The organism is Paenibacillus sp. GM1FR (assembly GCF_002803315.1).
Lineage (GTDB): Bacteria > Bacillota > Bacilli > Paenibacillales > Paenibacillaceae > Paenibacillus > Paenibacillus amylolyticus.
Genome location: NZ_MKZL01000011.1, coordinates 813089 through 834792, shown reverse-complemented (window position 1 = coordinate 834792; position 21704 = coordinate 813089). Strand labels below are relative to the sequence as shown.

17 protein-coding genes are annotated in these 21704 nt (G+C 44.3%); 1 reads left to right on the top strand and 16 read right to left on the bottom strand.

Going from position 1 to position 21704, the window contains the following annotated elements; all coding sequences use genetic code 11:
• Nucleotides 1-17: 17 nt before the first annotated feature.
• The 9 genes from PAEAM_RS09555 to PAEAM_RS09515 all read right to left on the bottom strand — a co-directional run bounded on the left by PAEAM_RS09555 (nucleotide 18) and on the right by PAEAM_RS09515 (nucleotide 11683).
• Nucleotides 18-1931, bottom strand: coding sequence for a beta-glucoside-specific PTS transporter subunit IIABC (locus PAEAM_RS09555; protein ID WP_100527334.1), 1914 nt, complete (start codon nucleotides 1929-1931; stop codon nucleotides 18-20).
• Nucleotides 1932-2376: 445 nt separating this feature from the next.
• A complete protein-coding gene (locus tag PAEAM_RS09550) occupies nucleotides 2377-4314 on the bottom strand; it encodes a beta-glucoside-specific PTS transporter subunit IIABC (protein ID WP_100527333.1) in 1938 nt (645 codons plus the stop codon).
• Nucleotides 4315-4481: 167 nt separating this feature from the next.
• Complete coding sequence (gene licT, locus PAEAM_RS09545) at nucleotides 4482-5321, bottom strand: BglG family transcription antiterminator LicT (protein WP_036613486.1); 840 nt, start codon at nucleotides 5319-5321, stop codon at nucleotides 4482-4484.
• A gap of 224 nt (nucleotides 5322-5545) precedes the next feature.
• A complete protein-coding gene (locus PAEAM_RS09540; protein ID WP_100527332.1) occupies nucleotides 5546-5851 on the bottom strand; it encodes a hypothetical protein in 306 nt (101 codons plus the stop codon).
• Nucleotides 5852-5907: 56 nt separating this feature from the next.
• Entirely contained in the window at nucleotides 5908-6468 is a 561-nt protein-coding gene (locus PAEAM_RS09535; protein ID WP_100527331.1) for a DEAD/DEAH box helicase family protein, read from the bottom strand.
• 163 nt (nucleotides 6469-6631) lie between these two features.
• Nucleotides 6632-7789, bottom strand: coding sequence for an acyltransferase (locus tag PAEAM_RS09530; protein ID WP_133120425.1), 1158 nt, complete (start codon nucleotides 7787-7789; stop codon nucleotides 6632-6634).
• A 71-nt stretch (nucleotides 7790-7860) separates the two neighbouring features.
• Nucleotides 7861-8400: a GNAT family N-acetyltransferase gene (locus PAEAM_RS09525; protein ID WP_100527329.1), complete on the bottom strand. Its 540-nt coding sequence runs from the start codon at nucleotides 8398-8400 to the stop codon at nucleotides 7861-7863.
• The gene (locus PAEAM_RS09520; protein ID WP_100527328.1) at nucleotides 8375-8848 is read right to left on the bottom strand and encodes a putative immunity protein; all 474 of its coding nucleotides are present in this window, start codon (nucleotides 8846-8848) and stop codon (nucleotides 8375-8377) included. Before PAEAM_RS09520 ends, PAEAM_RS09525 begins: the two co-directional genes overlap by 26 nt.
• 114 nt (nucleotides 8849-8962) lie before the next feature.
• Nucleotides 8963-11683 (bottom strand): alpha-L-rhamnosidase, encoded by a 2721-nt coding sequence (locus PAEAM_RS09515; RefSeq protein ID WP_100527327.1) that lies wholly within the window; start codon nucleotides 11681-11683, stop codon nucleotides 8963-8965.
• Between the two features lie 134 nt (nucleotides 11684-11817).
• On the opposite strand from PAEAM_RS09515, the gene PAEAM_RS09510 reads away from it, so the two are divergent.
• The gene (locus PAEAM_RS09510; protein ID WP_133120424.1) at nucleotides 11818-12702 is read left to right on the top strand and encodes an AraC family transcriptional regulator; all 885 of its coding nucleotides are present in this window, start codon (nucleotides 11818-11820) and stop codon (nucleotides 12700-12702) included.
• Between the two features lie 9 nt (nucleotides 12703-12711).
• Here PAEAM_RS09510 and PAEAM_RS09505 read toward each other — a convergent pair whose 3' ends face one another.
• From PAEAM_RS09505 to fsa, 7 genes are all read right to left on the bottom strand, one after another.
• Nucleotides 12712-13278, bottom strand: a complete 567-nt coding sequence (locus PAEAM_RS09505; RefSeq protein ID WP_100527325.1) for a 5' nucleotidase, NT5C type — start codon at nucleotides 13276-13278, stop codon at nucleotides 12712-12714.
• Between the two features lie 168 nt (nucleotides 13279-13446).
• Nucleotides 13447-14910 (bottom strand): glycoside hydrolase family 1 protein, encoded by a 1464-nt coding sequence (locus tag PAEAM_RS09500; protein WP_100527324.1) that lies wholly within the window; start codon nucleotides 14908-14910, stop codon nucleotides 13447-13449.
• Between the two features lie 49 nt (nucleotides 14911-14959).
• Nucleotides 14960-16879 (bottom strand): beta-glucoside-specific PTS transporter subunit IIABC, encoded by a 1920-nt coding sequence (locus PAEAM_RS09495; RefSeq protein WP_100527323.1) that lies wholly within the window; start codon nucleotides 16877-16879, stop codon nucleotides 14960-14962.
• Nucleotides 16880-17011: 132 nt separating this feature from the next.
• Nucleotides 17012-17866, bottom strand: a complete 855-nt coding sequence (licT, locus tag PAEAM_RS09490; RefSeq protein ID WP_100527322.1) for a BglG family transcription antiterminator LicT — start codon at nucleotides 17864-17866, stop codon at nucleotides 17012-17014.
• A 333-nt stretch (nucleotides 17867-18199) separates the two neighbouring features.
• The gene (locus PAEAM_RS09485) at nucleotides 18200-19303 is read right to left on the bottom strand and encodes a metallophosphoesterase (RefSeq protein ID WP_100527321.1); all 1104 of its coding nucleotides are present in this window, start codon (nucleotides 19301-19303) and stop codon (nucleotides 18200-18202) included.
• A 246-nt stretch (nucleotides 19304-19549) separates the two neighbouring features.
• Nucleotides 19550-20968: an NADP-dependent phosphogluconate dehydrogenase gene (gene gndA, locus PAEAM_RS09480; RefSeq protein ID WP_036613463.1), complete on the bottom strand. Its 1419-nt coding sequence runs from the start codon at nucleotides 20966-20968 to the stop codon at nucleotides 19550-19552.
• Between the two features lie 68 nt (nucleotides 20969-21036).
• Nucleotides 21037-21702 carry a fructose-6-phosphate aldolase gene (gene fsa / locus PAEAM_RS09475; RefSeq protein ID WP_036613461.1) on the bottom strand — a complete coding sequence of 222 codons (666 nt, stop codon included), beginning with the start codon at nucleotides 21700-21702 and terminating at the stop codon, nucleotides 21037-21039.
• Between the last annotated feature and the right edge of the window lie 2 nt (nucleotides 21703-21704).

Below are 21704 nucleotides of genomic sequence, written 5' to 3'. Positions count from 1 at the left end.
ACCATCCTTAGTTTGAATTAGCTTAATACCGTGATCAATTTATCTTTCTCATGAACGGATGCATCTTTTGTTCCTACAACGTCCAGATAATTTGAAGTATTAGTGACAATGATCGGTGTAACCGTCTCATATCCTGCATCCTTAATCGCTTGCAGATCAAACTCAACAATCAGGTCACCTGCGTTAACACGGTCTCCATCTTTCACATGGGTTGTAAAATGTTGACCTTTCAGCTTGACCGTATCCTGTCCAATATGGATCAGCATCTCTACACCATCATCGCTTACCAGACCAATGGCGTGTTTGGTACGATATACGGTTTGAACGACACCTGTGATTGGAGATACCACTCTACCACTGGTTGGACGAATTGCAATCCCTTTACCCATGTGCTCTCCTGCAAACGTTACGTCATTAATTTCGTTCAGTGCAACAACTTCACCAGCCATTGGGCTGACAATTTCGTATCTGCTGTTCGGATTTGGATCAAGTACTGGTGCAGGAGCTGGTGTAGCTTCCACTTTGTCTTTGAATCCAACCACGTACGTCAGAATAAAACCAAGGATAAATGCGATACCACATGCAACCAGAGCCATATAGAAACCAGAATCAACACCTGTTGCTTTATTAATGAAACTTGGGAATCCGAACACTCCCAGTCCACCAAAGATGTATAATTTCGAACCGGCCAGTCCCAAGATACCGCCACCGATACCACCAGCAATACAGCTCATGATAAACGGTTTTTTCAGTGGAAGTGTCAGACCGTAAATTGCTGGCTCGGTTACACCGAAGATCCCAGAGATGAAGGCCGGAATACCTAAAGATTTCAATTTCGTATTTTTGGTTTTCAGTATAACCGCAAGTACAGCACCGATTTGGGCAAAGGAGGCAGCGAAAGACATGGCAATTACCGGATCAGCCCCAGAAGTACTCAAGTTAAGAAGCATGACTGGCACGAGTCCCCAGTGGAGCCCAAACAGTACAAACACTTGCCACAAACCACCGATAATCAAACCTGTAACAACTGGACTTAAATCGTAGATGCCTGTTGCTCCTGCACCAATCAACTGGCCTGCCCAAGTGGATACTGGACCAATCAGTATGAACGTTGCCGGAACGATAACGAGCAAAGTAAAGAATGGAACAAGGAACGTGCTAACGACTTTAGGAATAATATTTTTAAAGAATCTTTCAATTTTAACAGCGAAGAATGTAGCAATAATGATAGGAATAACCGATGTTGAATAACTCATCAGAATAACCGGAATACCAAGGAACGTAATGTGAATCGGTGATTCAATTAATGTACCTGCAAACAGGGTGTACAATGGATCTCCAGCAGTCAGGCCGGAGAGCGTAGGATAAACTAATGAAGCACCTATCGCCATACCCAGGAACGGTGAACCGCCAAATTTCTTGATTGCCGTGTAACCAAGGAAGATCGGGAAGAAGTAGAACAGACAGTCACCCGTTGCATTCAACAGTTGGTACGTTCCGGAAGTGTCTGTAATCCATCCAAAGGATAAAAACATGGCCGTGAAACCTTTGATCATACCTGTGGCAGCCAGCAAACCTAGTAACGGTGTGAACACACCGGAGATCATGTCGATAAATCGACTGAACAACCCTACTTTTTTGCCTGAGTTATCCGTTTCCTCTTCAACTTGTCCTTCACTTGGGAAATTTCCTACTTTAACAACTGCTTTATATACATCCGGCACTTCGTTGCCGATAACAACTTGATATTGTCCACCACTTTGCATGACGGTAATAACACCTGGCAGATTTTTAAGCTCTTCCGTTTTGGCTACGCTTTCATTTTTCAGTTTAAACCGCAGTCTTGTTACGCAATGGAATACACTGTTTACGTTCTCGCGACCACCTACACGTGACAGAATGTCCTTAGCTAATTGATCGTAGTTGCTCATTGTAATTCTCCCTCTCTAAGTAGACTCCCCATGACTTTTGAAACAAATAAAACCTGAACCACTGAACATACACAACATACCGGATCGTCCGGAAATCAGTCGTGTTATTCAGCAATTCAGGTTTTGCCCTTAACGGTTGCAACCCTGTAAGGCTGTACACATTGGTATTTAATTATTTGGATAACGAAAGTAAGTTACATTCCATATCCTCTGAACTGAGGATGGCCGGCATTGCCTGATTGAACAGTTACAATCCGATTAATGTATGCGCTTACTTCTTAAACTCATCATAGTACATCTGAACTACGTTTGCAACACTTATTTTTATTAATTTCACAAATACATTTGAGTGACCGAAAATAAAAAAAAGAGACCACTTCGAAAACATCAAAGTGGTCTCTATAGAGCTAATGCTCAGATTAATAAAATACGCACTAAAGCAGCATTAACCTATAACCGTAACCAATTTATCCTTTTCTTGCACTTCACGACTTGTTGTAGCAACCACGTCCAAATAATCAGCCGTATTCGTTACAATAATCGGTGTTACGGTCTCATATCCCGCCTCAATAATGGCCTGCAGATCGAATTCAACGATCAGATCGCCAACACTCACACGATCTCCATCTTTCACATGTGCAGTGAAATGTTGACCTTTGAGTTGTACCGTATCCTGACCGATATGGATCAGAATCTCTACACCTTGATCATCTACAAGACCAATTGCATGTTTGGTACGATAAATCGTCTGTACCACACCATTAATCGGGGATACAACTCTCCCACTGGTTGGGCGAATAGCAATCCCTTTACCCATATGTTCACCAGCAAATGTAGCATCGTTAATTTCTTGCAGCGGAACAACATCACCTGTCATCGGGCTGGCAATTTCGTAGCGATTGTTGGGATTAGGCTCAAGTGCAGCCTTCTCTTCTTTTACTGGCTCTGGAGCCTGTTTGGCAGCCTCCGGATTAGCAGGATCTTTGAATCCTACAAAATAAACGAGAACAAAACCTAGTACAAAAGCAATGATAGTGGCAATCATGGCCATCCAGAATTCATAGTTGATTCCCTCTGTGGGACTAATCAGCGCTGGAACACCAAAGATTCCTGAAGCAAATACAAACATTTTGGAGCCAGCGAAGCCAATAATACCACCAGCGGTTGCAGAAGCAATACAACTCATAATAAATGGTTTTTTCAGTGGCAAAGTAAGACCATAAATAGCAGGCTCAGTTACACCAAAAATCCCGGACACAAAGGCAGGAACACCCAGTGATTTGAGTTTGGTATTTTTCGTTTTAAGCATAACGCCAAGAACGGCACCAATCTGAGCAAAGGAAGCAGCAAACATCATAGCCAGAATCGGATCTGCTTTCAGTGTGGACAGATTGAGCAGCATGATTGGTACGATACCCCAGTGTAACCCGAAGATCACCAATACTTGCCACAATCCACCAACAACAATACCAGTTACCAACGGACTCAAGTCATAGATGCCCGATACCCCGGCACCAATCAGTTGACTTGCCCATGTCGCGATTGGACCAATCAAGAGGAATGTTACAGGTACAACAATCAGAATTGTAAAGAATGGCGTGAGGAATGTTCTCACAACAGAAGGAATGATCTTTTTGAAGAACAATTCTACCTTTGCTCCAAAATAAGCAGCAATAATAATCGGAATGACGGATGAGGAATAACTCATCAAGATAACGGGAATACCCAGGAACGTGATATGAATCGGTGATTCAAACAATGTGCCTGCAAACAGCGTATAGAGCGGCTCCCCACCACTAAGACCGGATAAGGTCGGATATACAAGTGAGGCTCCGATGGCCATCCCAAGGAATGGAGATCCACCGAATTTTTTCATAGCTGTGTAACCCAGGAAGATCGGGAAGAAGTAGAACAGACAGTCTCCTGCAGCATTCAACAATTGATATGTTCCTGAAGCCGGGTCCAGCCATTCGAGAGAAGTAAACATGGACAGGAAACCTTTGATCATCCCTGTTGCAGCAAGCAATCCGAGAATGGGTGTAAATACACCTGAGATCAAGTCGATAAACTGACCCAGAAGACTCTCTTTTTTACCGGAAGATTCTGAATCATCACTTGAGACCGGTTCATCCGCATTCATATTACCCACCTGTAACAAGGCTTTATAAACATCAGACACTTCGTTACCCACAACTACCTGGTATTGCCCCCCGCTTTGCATTACCGTTATGACTCCGGGCAGATTTTTGAGCTCGTCTGTTTTGGCATTATTGTCATTTTTTAATTTGAAACGAAGTCTGGTCGCGCAATGCACCACGCTGTTAATGTTCTGTTTTCCACCAACGCCAGACAGAATGTCCTTGGCTAATTGCTCGTGTTTCATGAAGTCTTTTCTTCCTTTCTGGCTAGACACGGATTCGAAGCATATTGGAGAGAATAAAAAAACCTGAACATCTGAATGTACGGAACATCCGGTTAACGGTATGTTCTGTCATTCAAGCGTTCAGGTTTTGCCCTAGTGGTTGCAACCCTGCAAGCTGATCTATGGGATTATTCAGAAGTTGCATTCACAACTCTCTCAATATGAATCGTTAAGTACATCAATTCTTCGTCAGTTAGTTGATACGTGTAGTTGCTTTCAATGAATTTCTTGATTTTCTCCGAGCACTTGTGCGCTGCTGGATACTTTTTCTGAATCATCAGGAACAGTTCATCATCGTTGTTGCTCTTGTAATGTTTTCCCTTCACCAAACGTTGGGCGAAAAACTTCAAATGCGTCACAAAGCGATAAAATGTCAGTGAGTTCTCATCAAAATCAATCTTGAAATGATACTTGATGATTGTCAAGATTTCCTGCATGACCTGGGTCATACTCTTGATGTTGGGCATTTCCTCGTTCAAAGCTGCATTGACAAAGTGAAGTGCCATAAAACCGGCTTCGTCCTCGGGCAAGATCACACCAAATTGATCACAGATCATATTGAGCGCTTCCATTCCGACTTCATATTCCTCTTTGTATAACTGCTTTGTCTCCCAGATTAAACCGTTGCGTATGGGCAGATTCTTGCGATACCGCTCAATGGCAAAGTGAATATGGTCTGTGAGATGTAAGTAAATGCTCTCATTTAATTTCTTGCCAAGTTTTAATTTGGCGTAAGCGATGATTTCCTCGGATACTTTCATGTATTCCAGAGGAATGCTTGAGATTAATGCCTTGAAGTTTTCCTGAATATCTTCATTCTGTAAAGTAAATATCTTGTCGATATGCTGCTCGGAAACCATATCACCCGCCCGCTTCTGATAAGCAATCCCACGGCCAATGATAATAACTTCCTGTTCGTCATTCATTGCAACTACAGCATTATTGTTCAGCACCTTCTCGATTTTCACTTTATCACTCCAATATACAGAAAAAGACAAACCAATCCCTTTTCTCAAGGTATACGGCTTTGCCTGATTCAACAGTTACAACCCGATATGTTGTACGCGCTTCCCTCATAATATTACAAATTTCTACACAGTGCAACAAAAAGTTAATATCGAATTAGCATGACTCCCGATCTAGGTAAATATACTCACAGGAGTGAGCAAATCAAGAATTATTTTACAGGAATTCATGGTTTATTGTTTTTGTTGTCTTTCTCCAGGTCTGCTTCAATTTTTCGATTAATCATGTCCATTTCTTCTGAATCCAAACGATCAACTTGAGTGTATTCTTTATCCATTTCGTACTCTTGCGCCTCGCCTTTGTTCATTAACCCCAGATGATTCTTGATATCCCGGATATCATCACGCATATGCATCGTCTGACGGTATTGGTCTACAACAAGTGCAAAAATAATGCCCCCGGCCACTATTGGACCAAATGGGATCAGATAACATAAAACAAGTCCTATGAGCAAAAATAAAACAAAGTACATGATGTAATGCCCCTCTCATAAAAATATCTACTCTGCTAAGATAAACGTTTCATAGATTACAAATTAAATCGTTCCTGTATTAACTTTGCCACCTCATCCGGGCTCTTGTGTGTGTTATCAATTCTTATGTAGTGCTCATGTGTGATTTCTCCCACTTCCGAATTCAATCGATAAAGCTTCATCGTATCAAGCAAATCTCGCTCAGACCAAGCGATGTCACGCTTTGTTGGCTTATGTAACAGGCGATGCGGACTTTTATTGCGCTCCAATCTTTCCGATGCATCGGCTTCCAGTTCCACATAACAGACCTGACCCCCTTGAGATGCAAACAACTCACTGATCTTACGGATATACTCTCCATCTTGCTCCAGATCAAACGCCCATACAAAAGTAAAAATCAGACCTGGCAGATCACTCTTTGCCACTTCTTCAAAAATCTCCTGACGGAACAGACTCACCAGTCGTTTGCCTTGTGGTGTACCATAGCTGAAATAAGGAGACACCAATTCAATGGTCATGTGGTTATGAAACAATTTAAGCTTTGTTATCTTCTCCAGTTCTTGCCCAACCGTCATTTTGCCTACAGCCTGCGGACCAAAAATAATCACCAATTTCATTTGATCACTCCTGACAAGGTGGTGTTCATTCCATTAATTCAATTTTATGGACATTAAACTCTATAATACCTTCATTAGGGCAAATAAAAAAGAGGTTTCAAGTGATTCCCTCAACGTGAGGGCTTGAAATCTCTTATCTTAAATTACATATGTTTATTTATACTTACCGTCCGATCAGTACCCATCCCCACTTCATCCGGCGCAAACCCATTGCGCAGATCCATGATATCAGGAGCGCCACAATATAAGATAGTATGATGCCTACGCTGAAGTGCCGAGCCAGTTCATCTGTGAATTCACGCCTCCAGAAGAGCAGTACGAGTGGATGCATTAAAAATACACCGAACGCAACTGTACCCAAGGAGTCCAGAATACGCGTAGCTTTACGAACCTCGGTATGTTTTCCTGTGCCGATTCGTTCACTAAAGATCAGTAGAAGCAGGCAGGCTGACAAGGTAAACAGATTACGGAACAGGAACAGCACGGTATAGGTAATAACCGGGTATGCAGCAAAAGCGGTTTTGATATAAGCATTACCATATATAAAAATGGCACCTCCACCTAACAACGCAGCTATGAGCACATAACGGTGTGTATACAGTTTGTTCAATGCCCACTCAAAGTTCAACCCAACCCATGCGCCAAATCCAATCACGATCAGATAACTGGGTAACAAACTTCCTGTCCGTTCGAAGTGAAACTGCAAATGTATTGCATAGAAGATCGCTTGGCCCGCAATAAAGAATAATGGCAAATAACGATTAAACAAACGATGGCGTGTAAGGGACAGAAGCCATGGAAAAACGATATAGAATTGAAGAATAATCAGAAAAAAGTACAAGTGCGTATGAGCGGTTCCCATCACTAATTGTTTGGCAAATTGAACACCATGGGTCAAAGGTTCTTTGCCCGCAAGCAACTGTTTAATGGCAAAGTAGATAAGGGACCACACCAAATAAGGTACAAATACATTAAATAAACGCTTCTTATAAAAAGCGAGCATCCAACCCTTCTCATTCACCTTGGAGCTGTAGTTGTAGAACAAGACCAGGGAGGACAGGAACAGAAACGCTGGAACGGCAAATTGCAAAAACGTGTTCCAGAAATAATACACATCATGATCTAATGTATGCTTGGGGTAATGTGCAACTGCAGTTGAAGTTGCATGAATAGCTACCACTGCCATGATGGCAAAAGCACGATAGAGATCCAGATACTCAATTCGCCGGGGCCGATTAACCGGTTGATTCATAAAGATAACCTCACTTGTGCCTGATATGGGATGATAGTTTCCGGCCGCAATCCAGATTCTATGCTTCATTTTAATCAGCACACGAGGGTAATACAATCATAATCCATATTATTTTCGTTATATTACATCATTATTCTGCATTATTCGACATTTTTCATCCAGAATCGTTCAACAACGTTGCCATTGGACTCCACATAGTCTTCATCCCGAATGCCACCATTTCGAAGGATAACCCTTCTGGAAGGCTCATTAACCGCATCACATACGACCAATACTTTGGAAATTCCAAGCTCTCTCGTTTTCTCCAAAGAAAGCCTGAGAATTTCGGAACCATAGCCATTGTGCCGCTCTCCTGGACGAATACCATATCCAATATGTCCTCCACTGTTGAACAATTTATCGTTAAGCTCATGCCTTATATTCACAGCACCCACGATTTGTTGACTCTCCGTGACCAGCCAATATGTACTGTCTTTGACCCAGCCCTCCGGGATGTCGATCCCTTGTTCATTACGCTGCAAAAATGCCAACATCTCATCGAACGCATAAGGATCTTTGGAAATGACCCAAGGAACCATCAATTCTCCACTTCTGACCCATTCTTCATAAAATGCCAAATACGCATCCTTATAGGCTTTTGATGGTTTAATTAATCTAACGTGTTCTTTCCCCATGATCATTACATCCTCCCAACAGATATTGATATTGCCACGTTCTCTCTTCCAAGACACGACGTTCTTGTTCTTCCATCAAAGAGTCATAAAAAATAGCTTTCACTGCATAGGTTGCGGCATGTACCGCATGGCCTTTGACATGGGCCGTTGCAGCTGCGTGTCCCGCCGCACGAGATGCAGCAGAGGCAGCGACATGATCGGCTTCCCGTGCAGCAGCATGAGCTGCAAAAGCCGCCTTTCGTGCATCAACCATGGCAATCTCTCCACAGATCCAACCTCTTCCTGCATCAATGGCATCACGGGCGCGAAGATCCTCCGTCTTCTTCTCAAATATATACAAGACACGTGCCGCACACTCCGCAGCCCAACAGGCCAATGTATGGTGATCCTGTTGCTTAGCCAAATCCTCTATTTCACTACGTAAAGGTGCATCTTTGAATGCAGGTTTTGCCATGGTCATGCTCCTTCCATTGTTCGAATACTACAAATTCACTCTCAGACAAGTTCGAAAAAGGACCTGCGTGTGTGCAGATCCTCTTCAGTGTACCTCTTACCGCTTATTCTATCATTATACGGACTCTGTCAATGTAGCCTCCTGAACATCCTGATCCTTTTTCGCATCCGTGTCTTTATACGTAAATTGGTAACTTCCAGATCCAAGTGTGACTTCAACATCGTCTCCAATGTTTTGAATATCCTGAACTCCACTTATCTGATCCAACGGTTTCCCTTGTTCCAGAACGATCTGTGCACCTGCTCCAGGAAGACGTACTGTACCCCTCGTGTTGGCGGGAATATGCACCCGTATCTCCATTTCACCCTCCGCCAACCGGTGCCAGCTTGAAGCAACTTGACCATACATCGTCTCCAGACTCGCTTCCACCCAATCCAGTCCAGGTCCGGGTTGCGGCTCGATATGCACCATTCGGAATCCTGGCTGATGTTCATCGGACCGAATGCCGGCAACGTAACGATACAACCATTCTCCAATCGCTCCGTACGCATAGTGGTTAAATGAGTTCATATCAGCACTCCAGAGACTGCCATCCTCTTTTATCCCATCCCAATGTTCCCAGACGGTCGTTGCGCCTTGAGTCACCTGATATAGCCAGGACGGATAATCCTCTTGAAAAAGTAATGTATATGCCAGGTCGTGAAGACCTGCATCACTCAATACCGGATTCAGATAAGGTGTGCCTACGAAACCTGTAGTAAGATGATTGCCCGCCTCTTTCACGAGTTTCGCCAATTGATCAACAGCACGAGTTCGGGCAGTCGCGTCCAGCAGGTCAAATTGAAGCGCAAGAACATGTGCTGTTTGCGTAGGAACAGCAATTTTGCCGGCTGGAGTCACGAATTCATTTCGAAACGCATGAACAATGTTTGTATGCAACTGCTTGTAATATTCAGCATCGTCTGTCTTTCCAAGGACCTCAGCCGCTTTTTGAGTTAACGAAACCGAATAGGCATAGAAGGCAGATGCCACATAATCCGTGTCCGTTGCGCCAACATAACTATCAGGCTTGGAGTCCAGTCCCAGCCAATCGCCAAAGTGGAATCCCGTGTTCCACAGGTACGGATTGTCACCCTGCACATGAATATACTCGATCCACTGCTTCATACTCTCATATTGTTCGGCCAATAATCTGGCATCCCCATACATCTCATAGATGGTCCAAGGACAGATAACTGCTGCATCCCCCCAAGCGGCGGAAGAATGACTGGTGTCTCCCCACCCTTCTGAGGTGGAACCTCTCAGATCTGGAACGAAGAATGGAATACCTCCATCTTCTCCCTGATCCGCTTCCAGATCCCGCAGCCATTTGGTGAAGAAGGGAGCCGTATTCATCAGGTAGGAGGACGTGCGGACAAACATCTGTGCATCCCCGGTCCATCCGAGCCGTTCATCCCTCTGTGGACAGTCTGTCGGCACATCAAGGAAATTCCCCTTTTGCCCCCACAATATATTGTGATGCAGTTGGTTTACCAGCGGACTGGAGCATGAGAACTGACCTGTTTGCTCCATATTCGAGTGCAGTACTATTCCGGTGAATTCATCCAGACGAACGTGTTCTGGAAAGCCAACCAGCTTCACATAGCGGAACCCTTGGAACGTAAAATGTGGTTCAAATGATTCCACGCCATCCCCCTTGCACGTGTAGCGAATACACTGCTTGGCGGCGCGAAGATTATCGGTGTAAAAGTTGCCTTCATGATCCAATATCTCAGCATGGTGCAGCTCAACCGTCTGACCCGCCTCACCTTGAATGCTGAATCTCACCCATCCCACCATATTCTGCCCCATGTCTACTACACGATCTCCCTGTGGGGTTGTTAATAAGGCGATTGGCTGTAGCTGTTCTACTTGGGTAACGGGTACGTTCTCCTGAGCAACGATGATATCTTTGGGATGATCCAGTACGTTCACGGGTGACCAATTCGTCTGAGATGAATCCGACCAGTCGGACTCCATTTGTGCATCATACGTCTCCCCCATATAGATGTCCGACATACGAATGGCACTAGGAGCAGCGGTCCAATCCCCATTGGATATAATACATTCCTCTGATCCATCTGCGTATTTCATATGGAGTTCCAGCAGCAATGCGGACGTTGAACCAAATATCTCCCGTTCTTTGTTCCAGCCAAGATATCCTCGGTACCAGCCATCTCCCAGATTAGCACCTAAAGTATTCTGTCCATCCTGAAGCAGGTGGGTAACATCATAGGTTTGATATTGTAATCGCTTACGATAAGAGGTCCAACCAGGTGTAAAATAATCTTCTCCTACTCTTGTGTTGTTCATATGCAACTCGTATAATCCAAGTGCTGTAACATATATGCGGGCAGAAGTAACAGGTTGTTTCACATTAAACTGCTTGCGCATACGCGGGCATGACGTATCTCCATCATCTGATGGTTTAGCTGTGATCCATTCTGCTTGCCACTTGTTATGACTATCCATAAGTCCCATCTCGAAATAAGCCGTTTCGGACCAGCCCGAATCATTTCCTGCATCATCCCATGCCTGAATCCGGTAATAGTATCGCGTTTGCGGGGAAGGCTGAAAATGGTTTAATTCCACATGTATGGATTGATCCGTGCTTATCTTGCCAGAATCCCATGCAAGCTCATCAAAATCTTCTGACAGGGATAGCTGGATCTGGTATGCGGATTGCATGCAATTTCGACGATCAGACTGTAACTGCCAGCTTAATCTCGGTGATTTGACATCAAGCCCTATCGGATTAATTCTATACTCACAGCGAAGGTGACTAACGTTGAACATTAGCAGATCGTCCTTTCCATCTTGGCTTCCCATTCGGGGTTACGATATAATTATATCGATCCTGTTGCCCTAAATACCCGGTAATCCAGACTATTTCATCCGGTGATTCAGCCATCTGTGCGAGGAGGTTGCTTGTGAATTCATCTGTACAGCTCATGAAAAGTGAATACTTCCTGCATAATCATTTGCAACTTTTTGTCAATCGTTGCTCTGAAGATTTTGTGCTTCCTTTTCACGCACATGATTTTATTGAATATAGCTACGTTGCCGAAGGAAAGGGCTTTCATCATATCGGTGAAGATGTCATTCCGGTGACAAAGGGGATGCTGTTTGTCATTCCTGTCGGCGTTCCTCATGTCTTTCGTCCTGTCAGCACCAACGTAACCGAGCATCCGTTAATTATATATAATTGCTTATTTAATGCTGAATTGATCCACACGCTGACAGCAATCATTCAGGAAAAAGAAATCATTCAACATCTGATGGATCTGGCACAAAATCAGGTTCCTTATATATCCGTTGTGGATCACAACGACCGCATTGAAGAACTAATGGTGAAGCTGTACCGTGAATCCTCCGTTCCGGGAATCGGTTCGTCTACCATGTTATACACCTTGGTAAGCCAGTTGGTATTGATGACCTACAGACAACTTTATCAAAAGGAACATGATGAAGAGCATCATTCCACCGGTTTTGATTACATCCTTCACTATATCAAGGAACACGTGAGCAACCGTATTCGAATGTCTGATCTGGTACGTGTATCGGGCTGGAGCGAGAAGCAAATTGGGCGAATGTTTCTGCGACATACCGGACAGACCTTTAGCGGCCACCTGCAACACCTGCGTATACAAAAAAGCTGTGAACTGCTTAAGAGTTCACAGCACAAAGTCAGCCTGATTGCCGAGCTGGTTGGATATCGGGATATGGATTCATTCTATGCTGCATTCAAAAAAATAACAGGCGAAACACCTCTCGCCTATCGCAAAAAATCCAGAGCACAGCACTCTGGACAATAAGATTTACTTTCAGACACCAACAACTTGTAACACTTCATCTATGTAAGCCTTGGCCTCTTTCCATGAAGACATCAACGGAAAGTTGTATCGCTCACGCTCCTGTATATTCCACGGATGTGGGATACAGATGACCTTTTTGCCGTCCTCATGCGCGGGGATCAGGTTATGTGCTCCATCATCAATGAGCAGATCGAAAGCGAGCAGGTTTTTTCTTTTGCATGTAATAAACTGTTCTGCGGTTATAAAAGGCATATGCTGCTGAAGCCAGTTCCACTTCTCAACCACTGTTCTTGGTTCTGCTGCCGTCACAACAATAACATCATAAACATCGTTAAGCTTTCGCATCTCATCTACAACATACTCGTCGTATAATTCCAATTCCTCGAACAGACCCGGCCGACCATAAAATACATCGTGCGTGCTCTCTGGATGACGCAAATGGGATGTATCCCAATGAATCATATCCTCGTAGCGCAACGGATGGGTCGGGAAGTTGAGGTTGTTGTGATATATAGCCCGCTTGACCAGATGACATATCGTGTCATCCATATCTACAGCAATAATAGGCTTCTTCATGGTTATCCCTCCCCCAATACGAACACAGTATACCATCCAGAATGTTATGTAGTCATCTTTTTTACCTTGAAATGCCAATAGCGTTGATAAGAATTCTACCTGATTATATTAAAAAGGCGCCCCGGCGCCGTAATACCAGCTACGCCCGGGGTGCCTTTATAGATTAATCTATTCCAAGTTCTCGCCATTCGAGGCAATGACTTTTTGGTACCAGCCAAAGCTCTTTTTCTTATACCGATTTAATGTGCCTTGTCCCTTGTCATCCTGATCCACGTAGATCACGCCATAACGCTTGGACATTTCCGAAGTAGATGCACTGATGATATCAATCGCTCCCCAGTTGGTATATCCCATCAGGTCCACACCATCCATAACGGCTTCTTTCATTTGTGTAATATGTTTTCTCAGATAATCAATACGATAATCATCGTTGATGGAACCGTCTGCTTCAACCGTATCTTTGGCACCAAGGCCGTTCTCTACCACAAACAATGGCAATTGATAACGGTCATACAGCTCTTTCAATGCCACGCGCAGGCCGATCGGATCAAGCTGCCAGCCCCACTCTGTACGCTCCAGATTCGGGTTCTTAATTGTACTGTACAGGTTGCCTCCAGTTACTCCATATTCCTCTGGGTTCACTGCGGACACCAAGGATGTGTAATAACTGAACGAGATGAAATCAACCGTGTGCTCACGCAGGATCTGCTCGTCCCCAGGTTCCATGGCAATGGTAATCCCGTTCTCTGCCCAATACCGAGCCATAAACGTTGGATAACTACCACGAACTTGTACATCCGTATGCAACAGGTTCAGCTGGTTATCGATCTGTGCTTGTAGCACATCCTCTGGCTTCGACGTCGCCGGGTAGTGAATCATACGCGCAAGCATACATCCGATCTGGAAGTTCGGGTTAATCTGACGTGCCTTTTCTGTCACCAGGCTGCTGGCTACAAATTGATGATGAAGTGCCTGATAAGAAGCCTGCATCGTGTTCTCAACTCGGTCTTCAATAATACCGCCGCCTGTGAACGGTTCAATAATGGTTGTGTTAATCTCATTAAACGTCAACCAGTATTTGACCTTGTCCTTGTATCGGTTCATCACGGTTTCGGCATATCTCACAAAGTGTCCAATCACTTCGCGACCAGCCCAGCCGTTATATTTCAGGACAAGCGCCATAGGCATCTCGTAATGCGAGAGTGTTACCAGTGGTTCGATATCGTATTTACGGAGTTCATCGAACACTTCGTCATAGAAACGCAGTCCCTCTTCATTCGGCTCGGCATCATAACCATTTGGAAAAATACGCGGCCAGTTAATGGACAGACGGAATGTCTTGAAGCCTAGCTCAGCGAACAGCGCAATATCCTCTTTGAAACGGTGGTAAAAATCAATCCCGTAACGCTTCGGATAACCTACTGCACTGTGATGTGCCATTGCTTTCTCAACCGTTGCACTGGTAACATGCATCAGTTCTCTAAGGTTGGTGTAATCCTTTTTCTCAAAATAAGGAACCATGTCGGCCGTCGACCATCCTTTGCCGCCAGCATCGAATCCGCCTTCAGCCTGGTTAGCGGCAATAGCGCCGCCCCATAGAAAACCTTCCGGGAACCCTTGTCGATTAATCATTCGAATCTCTCCTTCTTTTGTTGATGTTGTTAGTCCTAAGACGGACAGTTTAGATTTCAGCTTTCAAGACGTCTTCACCCATCGTGATTTCGCCCAATTTCACAGGTAAAACCTGCTTGTAATCAGCCGTATTGGTAACAACCATAGCAGTTGTAATGTCGTATTCTTTTGCAATCTCGGCCAGTTCAAACGTGAGTAACTTGTCTCCAGCCTGTACACGTGCTCCTGTAGCAACATGTGCATCAAAATACTGTCCACGCAGCTTCACCGTGTTGATACCAACATGAATCAACAATTCCATTCCGTTATCACTGCGGACAACGATCGCATGTTTTGTTTTGAACACATTCATGATGGTACCTGTCACTGGAGATACCAATTCGCCCACCGTTGGAACAAATGCCACACCTTTACCCATCAATTCATCACCAAATGTTGGATCATTGACTTCTTTGAGCGGGATGGATTTACCTGTCATCGGTGCAACAGCTACTGCATCACTCGTTGGTGTTGGATCGCCCATGTCGTCCAAGTTCACGCTTATAGCATCGCTGGAAGCTACTTTCGCTGGTGCTGAAGAAGCGCCTGGTGAGAATTGAGCCAACGCCTCAGCGTCTCCTTCTTCTTCCTTAATACCAAATATCGTTGACATAATCGTACCCACCACAAAGGCCAAAATCATACCCCCAAAGGAATACCAGAAGGTTTGTCCGATCAGGGAAGGAAGTCCTGGGAGACCACCGTTACCCGCAAGTACATACGCTTTTGCGCCAAAAGCAAGGGCGAATCCGCCACCCACTGCACTACCAATCATCGCTGCAGCAAATGGTTTTTTGTATTTCATGTTTACGCCGTACATAGCCGGCTCCGTTACACCCATGAGTGCGGTGAAGCTCGTTGACAATGCCACGGTTTTGAGTTTTTTATCTTTTGCCCGGAAGAATACGCCGAGTGATGCACCAGCCTGACCCATATTGGAGATAAAGGTTAATGGCAAGAATTTATCAAAGCCCAGTGTAGCGATATTACTCAGGATGATCGGCACAAGTGCATAGTGCATTCCTGTCATAATAATGAGCGCCATCGCGCCGCCAAGAACAATACCTGCAATCAATCCGCCTTCATTCAGCAGCCAGTTGATGCCGCCAGACAATCCGCTACCTACAAATGTACCCAATGGACCGATCGCAATCAGCGTTACTGGAACCATAACAAGTAAGGTAATCAGCGGCACAAGCAGCAGCTTGAGTGCAGCAGGGATAACGCGGTCAACCCATTTCTCAACATAGGACATCAACCATACTGCAAGAAGAATCGGGATAACCGATGAAGCATAACTTACTGCTGTAACCGGGATTCCCAAAAATCCAACCGATTCACCGCTAGATAGCAATGCTGTCATATCTGGGTACATCAGTGCTGTACCTAGTGCAATCGCAACAAATGGGTTACTACCGAATTTACGAGCAGCGCTGACTGCAATCAGTAAAGGCAGGTAGTGGAATACGCCGTCACCGATGGCTGAAAGAATACGATACGTATCCGTTCCTGCAGACATCCAACCTACGGACACGAATAGTGCAAGTAATCCTTTGAGCATACCTGCCGCAGTAATCGCTGGGAGCATCGGAGCAAAGACACCTGCGATTGTTTCAAAAATTTTCAGCACGACATTTTGTTTTTTATCCGACTTCGGCTCTTTATTTTCTGTACTTTGCTGGATTGCCGGATTTTCCTTCACCATGGCATCGAATACTTTTGCCACATCGTTTCCGATTATGACCTGGAATTGATCGCCGGAAATATTTGTTCCCATGACCTTATCCAGTTTCTTGAGTGAGCCGTTATCAACTTTCTCGTTGTCTTTCAGATCAAAGCGCAAACGTGTGACGCAGTGATAAACTGAGTTAATATTGTTTGTTCCCCCAACGGCTTTAATGATTTCCTGCGCCGTTTCCTGATGTTTCATGATATTTTCCTCCTCATTTTTCCAATAAAAAATACCCGAACGAATCTAGCGCATACTGATGGCGCCATCTCATTCGGGTATTGCCTGATTGAACAGTAACAAGCCCATAGGATATCCAGTTGTAATTTGATTCTATTGCGTGGACTTTGCGTCCCGCTTGGTTTTCATCAAACGTTCCAGATGGAGCGTTAGATATAACTGCTCAGAGTGAGTCATGTCATACTGATAGTTCTTATGGATAAAAGTCTCGATCTTGCCAATACATTTGAATGTCTCCGGATAGTTTTTCCGAACCACTTCATATAAATACTCCTCGGCATCATCATGTGAAGAATGGGTAATGACACGCTGACAGAAATATTTCAAATGGGTGATGAAGCGGAAATAATTGACGCTATCTTCATCCAATTCGACGTTGAAGTGATATTTGATGATATTCATAATTTCCTGCAACAGTTGCATTAGATGGGTGACGTCGTTCATGGAATCATTGACTTCCGCATTGATGAAATGTAAGGCAATATTACAGATTTCATCTTTGGGAAACTCAATATCCAGTCTTTCCTTCAACAAGGTCAGTGCTTCTCTGGCCACATCATACTCCGCCTTATAGAAGTGCTGAACTTCCCAAGAGAGTGGATTACGAGTAATCATTCCTTTTTCCAAGCGTTGAACGGCAAAGTGAATGTGATCAGACAGCGAGACATAGATCCCGTCACTGATGGTTTTGTTCAATTGAGTTCGTGCCAGTGTCACAATATCATCTGTTGCCTGCAGAATCTCAATCGGCACTTCAGCTACGATGGATTTGAATTTCTCATAGATCGATGCATCCTGAAGACGAAATATCTTCTCAATCCGCTCTTCATCAATCTCATCGCCTGCTTTGAACTTAAATCCGATTCCCCGGCCGAGGATCAGCAGTTCCTGATTTTTGTCATCCACGGTACTGACAATATTGTTATTAAATATCTGTTTAATAATCATTATGGACCCACCTGGTTTTTTTTGAGGAATAAAAAAGGGCAAAACCAAAACAGAAATAATAAAATCATTTCCATAGTGGTTTTGCCCGCATTACCGGTAACAAGCCTCGGATATAATTTATCATAACCTGAAAACGGTGTCAACCCAAAAATACTACTATTGCTATTCCACTTCATTCCCTTACATGAGTCTTTTCCCTAAGCTTCCACGTTTAAGGGTGCATATGCTTTAGTATTCACATTTTGGAGCAGATTCAAACGAAATCAACCAATAAGCATCACTTGATCACTTGCTTCGAACAAAAAAGACCCTTCTCTCGAAGGGCCCACCGTATTATTGCTGGAACGTCACATTAATCTGTACAATCTCCGAACGACTGCTAGTACGAATTGGTGGTCCCCAGAAGCCAAATCCTGAGGTTACGATGGAGTGCATAGAGCCCTTTTGCAGATAACCCCAATCGTTCTCATAAATGGCCTGTGTGATGAACTGAGCCGGTGCAATCTGACCACGATGGGTGTGACCAGATACGACCAGATCTACATTATTCTGCTCCGCAATATCCAGATCATACGGCTGGTGATCCATCATAAGTACCGGTTGGTTCAAGTCAGTACCTTGCATTAACGTAGCCACTTCTGCCCGATCCTTCTCTGTTCGGTCTTTCCGACCAATGAGGGTGATCTTGTCATTCAGCACAATCTTGTCATCGTACAAAACTTGCATGTTGCTCTTCTCCAGCGCAGCAATCAGATCTTCAATCGGACCATCGAACTTATCGTGATTCCCGAGTGAAGCATAGACACCGTATGGAGCCTGAATGTCACTGATAATGTCGGCAATTCCGCTATTGCGGTACATATCCAGATTGTCATCAATAATATCTCCAGGATACAGCACCAGATCCGGCTTCAGTGCATTAATTTCCTCCACCATGCGTTTGGCATGTGCAGGGCCAGACAGAAGTCCAAAGTGCATATCGGCAGCCATGACAATGTTGAGCTTGTCTACACCTTCTACTTTTTTATCAATCTGGATATTATATGTTCTCACTACAGGGCTGTAAGCGTTGAAAATTCCGTAACCCATTGTGGACACTAACAGCACCAGCGTAACAACTCCCGCCCATTTCTGTGTGTGATGTCTCGGAATGCGGGTTAATCTCAGCAACCACATCGTGAGGTGGACGACGGGCAGGATCAACAATAACAACGAGAAGATTGCCAGCCAGTAAGAACCGATGATACCTAGAAACGAAATGCTTCCAAATACCCGTGCCAAAATGAAAGAAACGGCAAGGAATACAAGCGCTATAATATAAAACCATCGAAATCTGGCGGACACAACTGGTTTCATCCAACTCCAACCGCTCCAACCTATGTAGAACACTAATAAACCGTATACGACCAAAAACAATATACCTGCTAATACAAACATGCCCGGTCTAACCTCCACGTCAATAAGTTGTATTCTGAATTTTCATCACGGACACAGGTCCGTCTGAACAAGTATAACGTAGTTGAAGGGTCAGATCATCTGTTTGCCAAACTCAGATTCGTACATTTTATTACAATTTGATGATATTCAAATTCAAACCATTAACGAGAAAAAGCATTCCCGTAGCCGCCCTGAATAGCTAAATTCAAGGGCAACTGCAGGAATGCTATATTTTCGGAATTAAAATTACTCGTTTGTGTCCATCCACTGGAAGTGGAATGAACCTTCTTTGTCCACACGTTTGAATGTGTGAGCACCGAAGTAGTCACGTTGTGCTTGCAGCAAGTTTGCTGGCAAACGCTCTGTACGGTAGCTGTCATAGTAAGACAGTGCACTGGAGAAACCAGGTACTGGAATACCTTGTTTTACAGCAGCCGCTATAACTTCACGCCATGCGCCTTGATAAGACTCAACGATGTTTTGGAAGTAAGGATCCAAGAGCAGGTTTTTGAGTTCTGCATCTTTGTCATATGCTTCTTTAATGTTTTGCAAGAACTGCGAACGGATGATGCAGCCGCCACGGAAGATCATGGCAATGTTGCCGTATTTCAGATCCCAGCCGTATTCATCGGAAGCTGCACGCATTTGTGCAAATCCTTGTGCATAGGATACGATTTTACTTGCAAACAATGCTTTACGCACGTTCTCGATGAATGCTTTTTTGTCGCCAGAGAATGCTTCAGTTGCTGGTCCATTCAGGATTTTGCTAGCTGCTACACGCTCGTCCTTCATCGCAGACAGGAAACGGGAGAATACGGATTCCGTAATCATGGACAATGGAACGCCGAGATCCAGCGCACTTTGGCTTGTCCATTTACCTGTTCCTTTTTGTCCAGCCGCGTCCAGAATAACGTCAACCATTGGTTTGCCTGTTTCTGGATCGTATTTGGAGAAGATATCTGCCGTGATTTCGATCAGGTAGCTGTCCAGCTCCCCTTGATTCCACTCAGTGAAGATCTCATGCAACTCTTCAACGGAAACGTTCAATACGGATTTGAGCAAGTGATAAGCTTCACCAATCAACTGCATATCTCCGTACTCGATACCGTTATGCACCATTTTCACATAGTGTCCGGCACCGTCTGGTCCGATATATGTGCTGCAAGCGTCATCGCCAACTTTGGCAGAGATCGCTGTAAGGATCGGTTCTACCAACTGATAAGCACTTTCCTGACCGCCTGGCATGATTGCCGGGCCTTTCAGTGCGCCTTCTTCACCACCGGATACACCTGCTCCGATGAAGCGGAAACCTTTTTCTTCCAGTTCTTTACTGCGACGTTGTGTGTCAGGGAAGTAAGCATTACCTCCATCGATAATAATGTCGCCTTGATCCAGATGAGGAAGCAGTTGCTCGATCGTTGCATCTGTTGCTTTACCTGCTTGGACCATGATCAGAATTTTACGCGGAGACTCCAGGGATTCCACGAATTCTTCAATAGTGAACGCACCTGTCAGGTTTTTACCTTCTGCTTCTTTCAGAAGATCGTTCGTTTTCTCTGGGGAACGGTTAAATACCGCTACCGAGAAACCTTTGCTTTCAATATTCAAAGCCAGGTTTTTACCCATTACTGCCAATCCAATAACACCAATCTGTTGTTTACTCATTATGTCCTCCCAATGCTCCATGATTTATATAGTTTTATTGTAAGTTGAAACGAATATATGTTCAGTGATTATTGTACTGTTTTTTTCCAGTCCGCTGCAAATTTGTCCATACCTTGATCTGTCAGTGGGTGTTTGGAGATCTGTTCAATGACGGAGAATGGAACAGTAGCAATATGTGCTCCAGCCATCGCTACACGTGTAACGTGATCCGGATGTCTTACAGAAGCCGCAATAATCTGTGCATCCAGGTTATGTGTACGGAACAATTCAGCAATTTTGGTAACCAATTGTACGCCATCCTCGGAGATATCATCAAGACGTCCCAGGAATGGGGATACATATGTTGCACCAGCACGAGCAGCCAGAAGTGCCTGGTTCACCGTGAAGATCAACGTTACGTTGGTTTTCACACCTTTTTTGGTCAAGTAACGGCAAGCTTCAAGTCCTGCAAGTGTCATCGGCAATTTGATCGTGATGTTTTTGTCGCTGTTGTTAATTTTGATCAATTCGTCTGCTTGCGCGATCATTTCTTCAGCAGTAAGGGCATCTGGTGTCACTTCCGCAGAAACGGACTCCACTTCAGGTACCAAACGCAAGATTTCTTCAATACGATCTTCGAATTTCACGCCTTCTTTAGCTACCAAAGATGGGTTTGTTGTTACGCCAGACAATACGCCGATTTTGTATGCTTTTTGGATATCTTCCACGTTAGCTGTATCGATAAAAAATTTCATGA

Excerpts from the sequence above, each read along its gene's own strand:
- fsa (WP_036613461.1), bottom strand. The coding sequence starts at position 21,702 with ATGAAATTTTTTATCGATACAGCTAACGTGGAAGATATCCAAAAAGCA.
- licT (WP_100527322.1), bottom strand. The coding sequence starts at position 17,866 with ATGATTATTAAACAGATATTTAATAACAATATTGTCAGTACCGTGGAT.
- PAEAM_RS09500 (WP_100527324.1), bottom strand. The coding sequence starts at position 14,910 with ATGATTAATCGACAAGGGTTCCCGGAAGGTTTTCTATGGGGCGGCGCT.
- PAEAM_RS09550 (WP_100527333.1), bottom strand. The coding sequence starts at position 4,314 with ATGAAACACGAGCAATTAGCCAAGGACATTCTGTCTGGCGTTGGTGGA.
- PAEAM_RS09520 (WP_100527328.1), bottom strand. The coding sequence starts at position 8,848 with ATGGCAAAACCTGCATTCAAAGATGCACCTTTACGTAGTGAAATAGAG.
- PAEAM_RS09485 (WP_100527321.1), bottom strand. The coding sequence starts at position 19,303 with ATGTTTGTATTAGCAGGTATATTGTTTTTGGTCGTATACGGTTTATTA.
- PAEAM_RS09535 (WP_100527331.1), bottom strand. The coding sequence starts at position 6,468 with ATGAAATTGGTGATTATTTTTGGTCCGCAGGCTGTAGGCAAAATGACG.
- PAEAM_RS09495 (WP_100527323.1), bottom strand. The coding sequence starts at position 16,879 with ATGAAACATCAGGAAACGGCGCAGGAAATCATTAAAGCCGTTGGGGGA.
- PAEAM_RS09540 (WP_100527332.1), bottom strand. The coding sequence starts at position 5,851 with ATGTACTTTGTTTTATTTTTGCTCATAGGACTTGTTTTATGTTATCTG.
- PAEAM_RS09505 (WP_100527325.1), bottom strand. The coding sequence starts at position 13,278 with ATGAAGAAGCCTATTATTGCTGTAGATATGGATGACACGATATGTCAT.
- PAEAM_RS09525 (WP_100527329.1), bottom strand. The coding sequence starts at position 8,400 with ATGATCATGGGGAAAGAACACGTTAGATTAATTAAACCATCAAAAGCC.
- PAEAM_RS09515 (WP_100527327.1), bottom strand. The coding sequence starts at position 11,683 with ATGTTCAACGTTAGTCACCTTCGCTGTGAGTATAGAATTAATCCGATA.
- gndA (WP_036613463.1), bottom strand. The coding sequence starts at position 20,968 with ATGAGTAAACAACAGATTGGTGTTATTGGATTGGCAGTAATGGGTAAA.
- PAEAM_RS09530 (WP_133120425.1), bottom strand. The coding sequence starts at position 7,789 with ATGAAGCATAGAATCTGGATTGCGGCCGGAAACTATCATCCCATATCA.
- PAEAM_RS09555 (WP_100527334.1), bottom strand. The coding sequence starts at position 1,931 with ATGAGCAACTACGATCAATTAGCTAAGGACATTCTGTCACGTGTAGGT.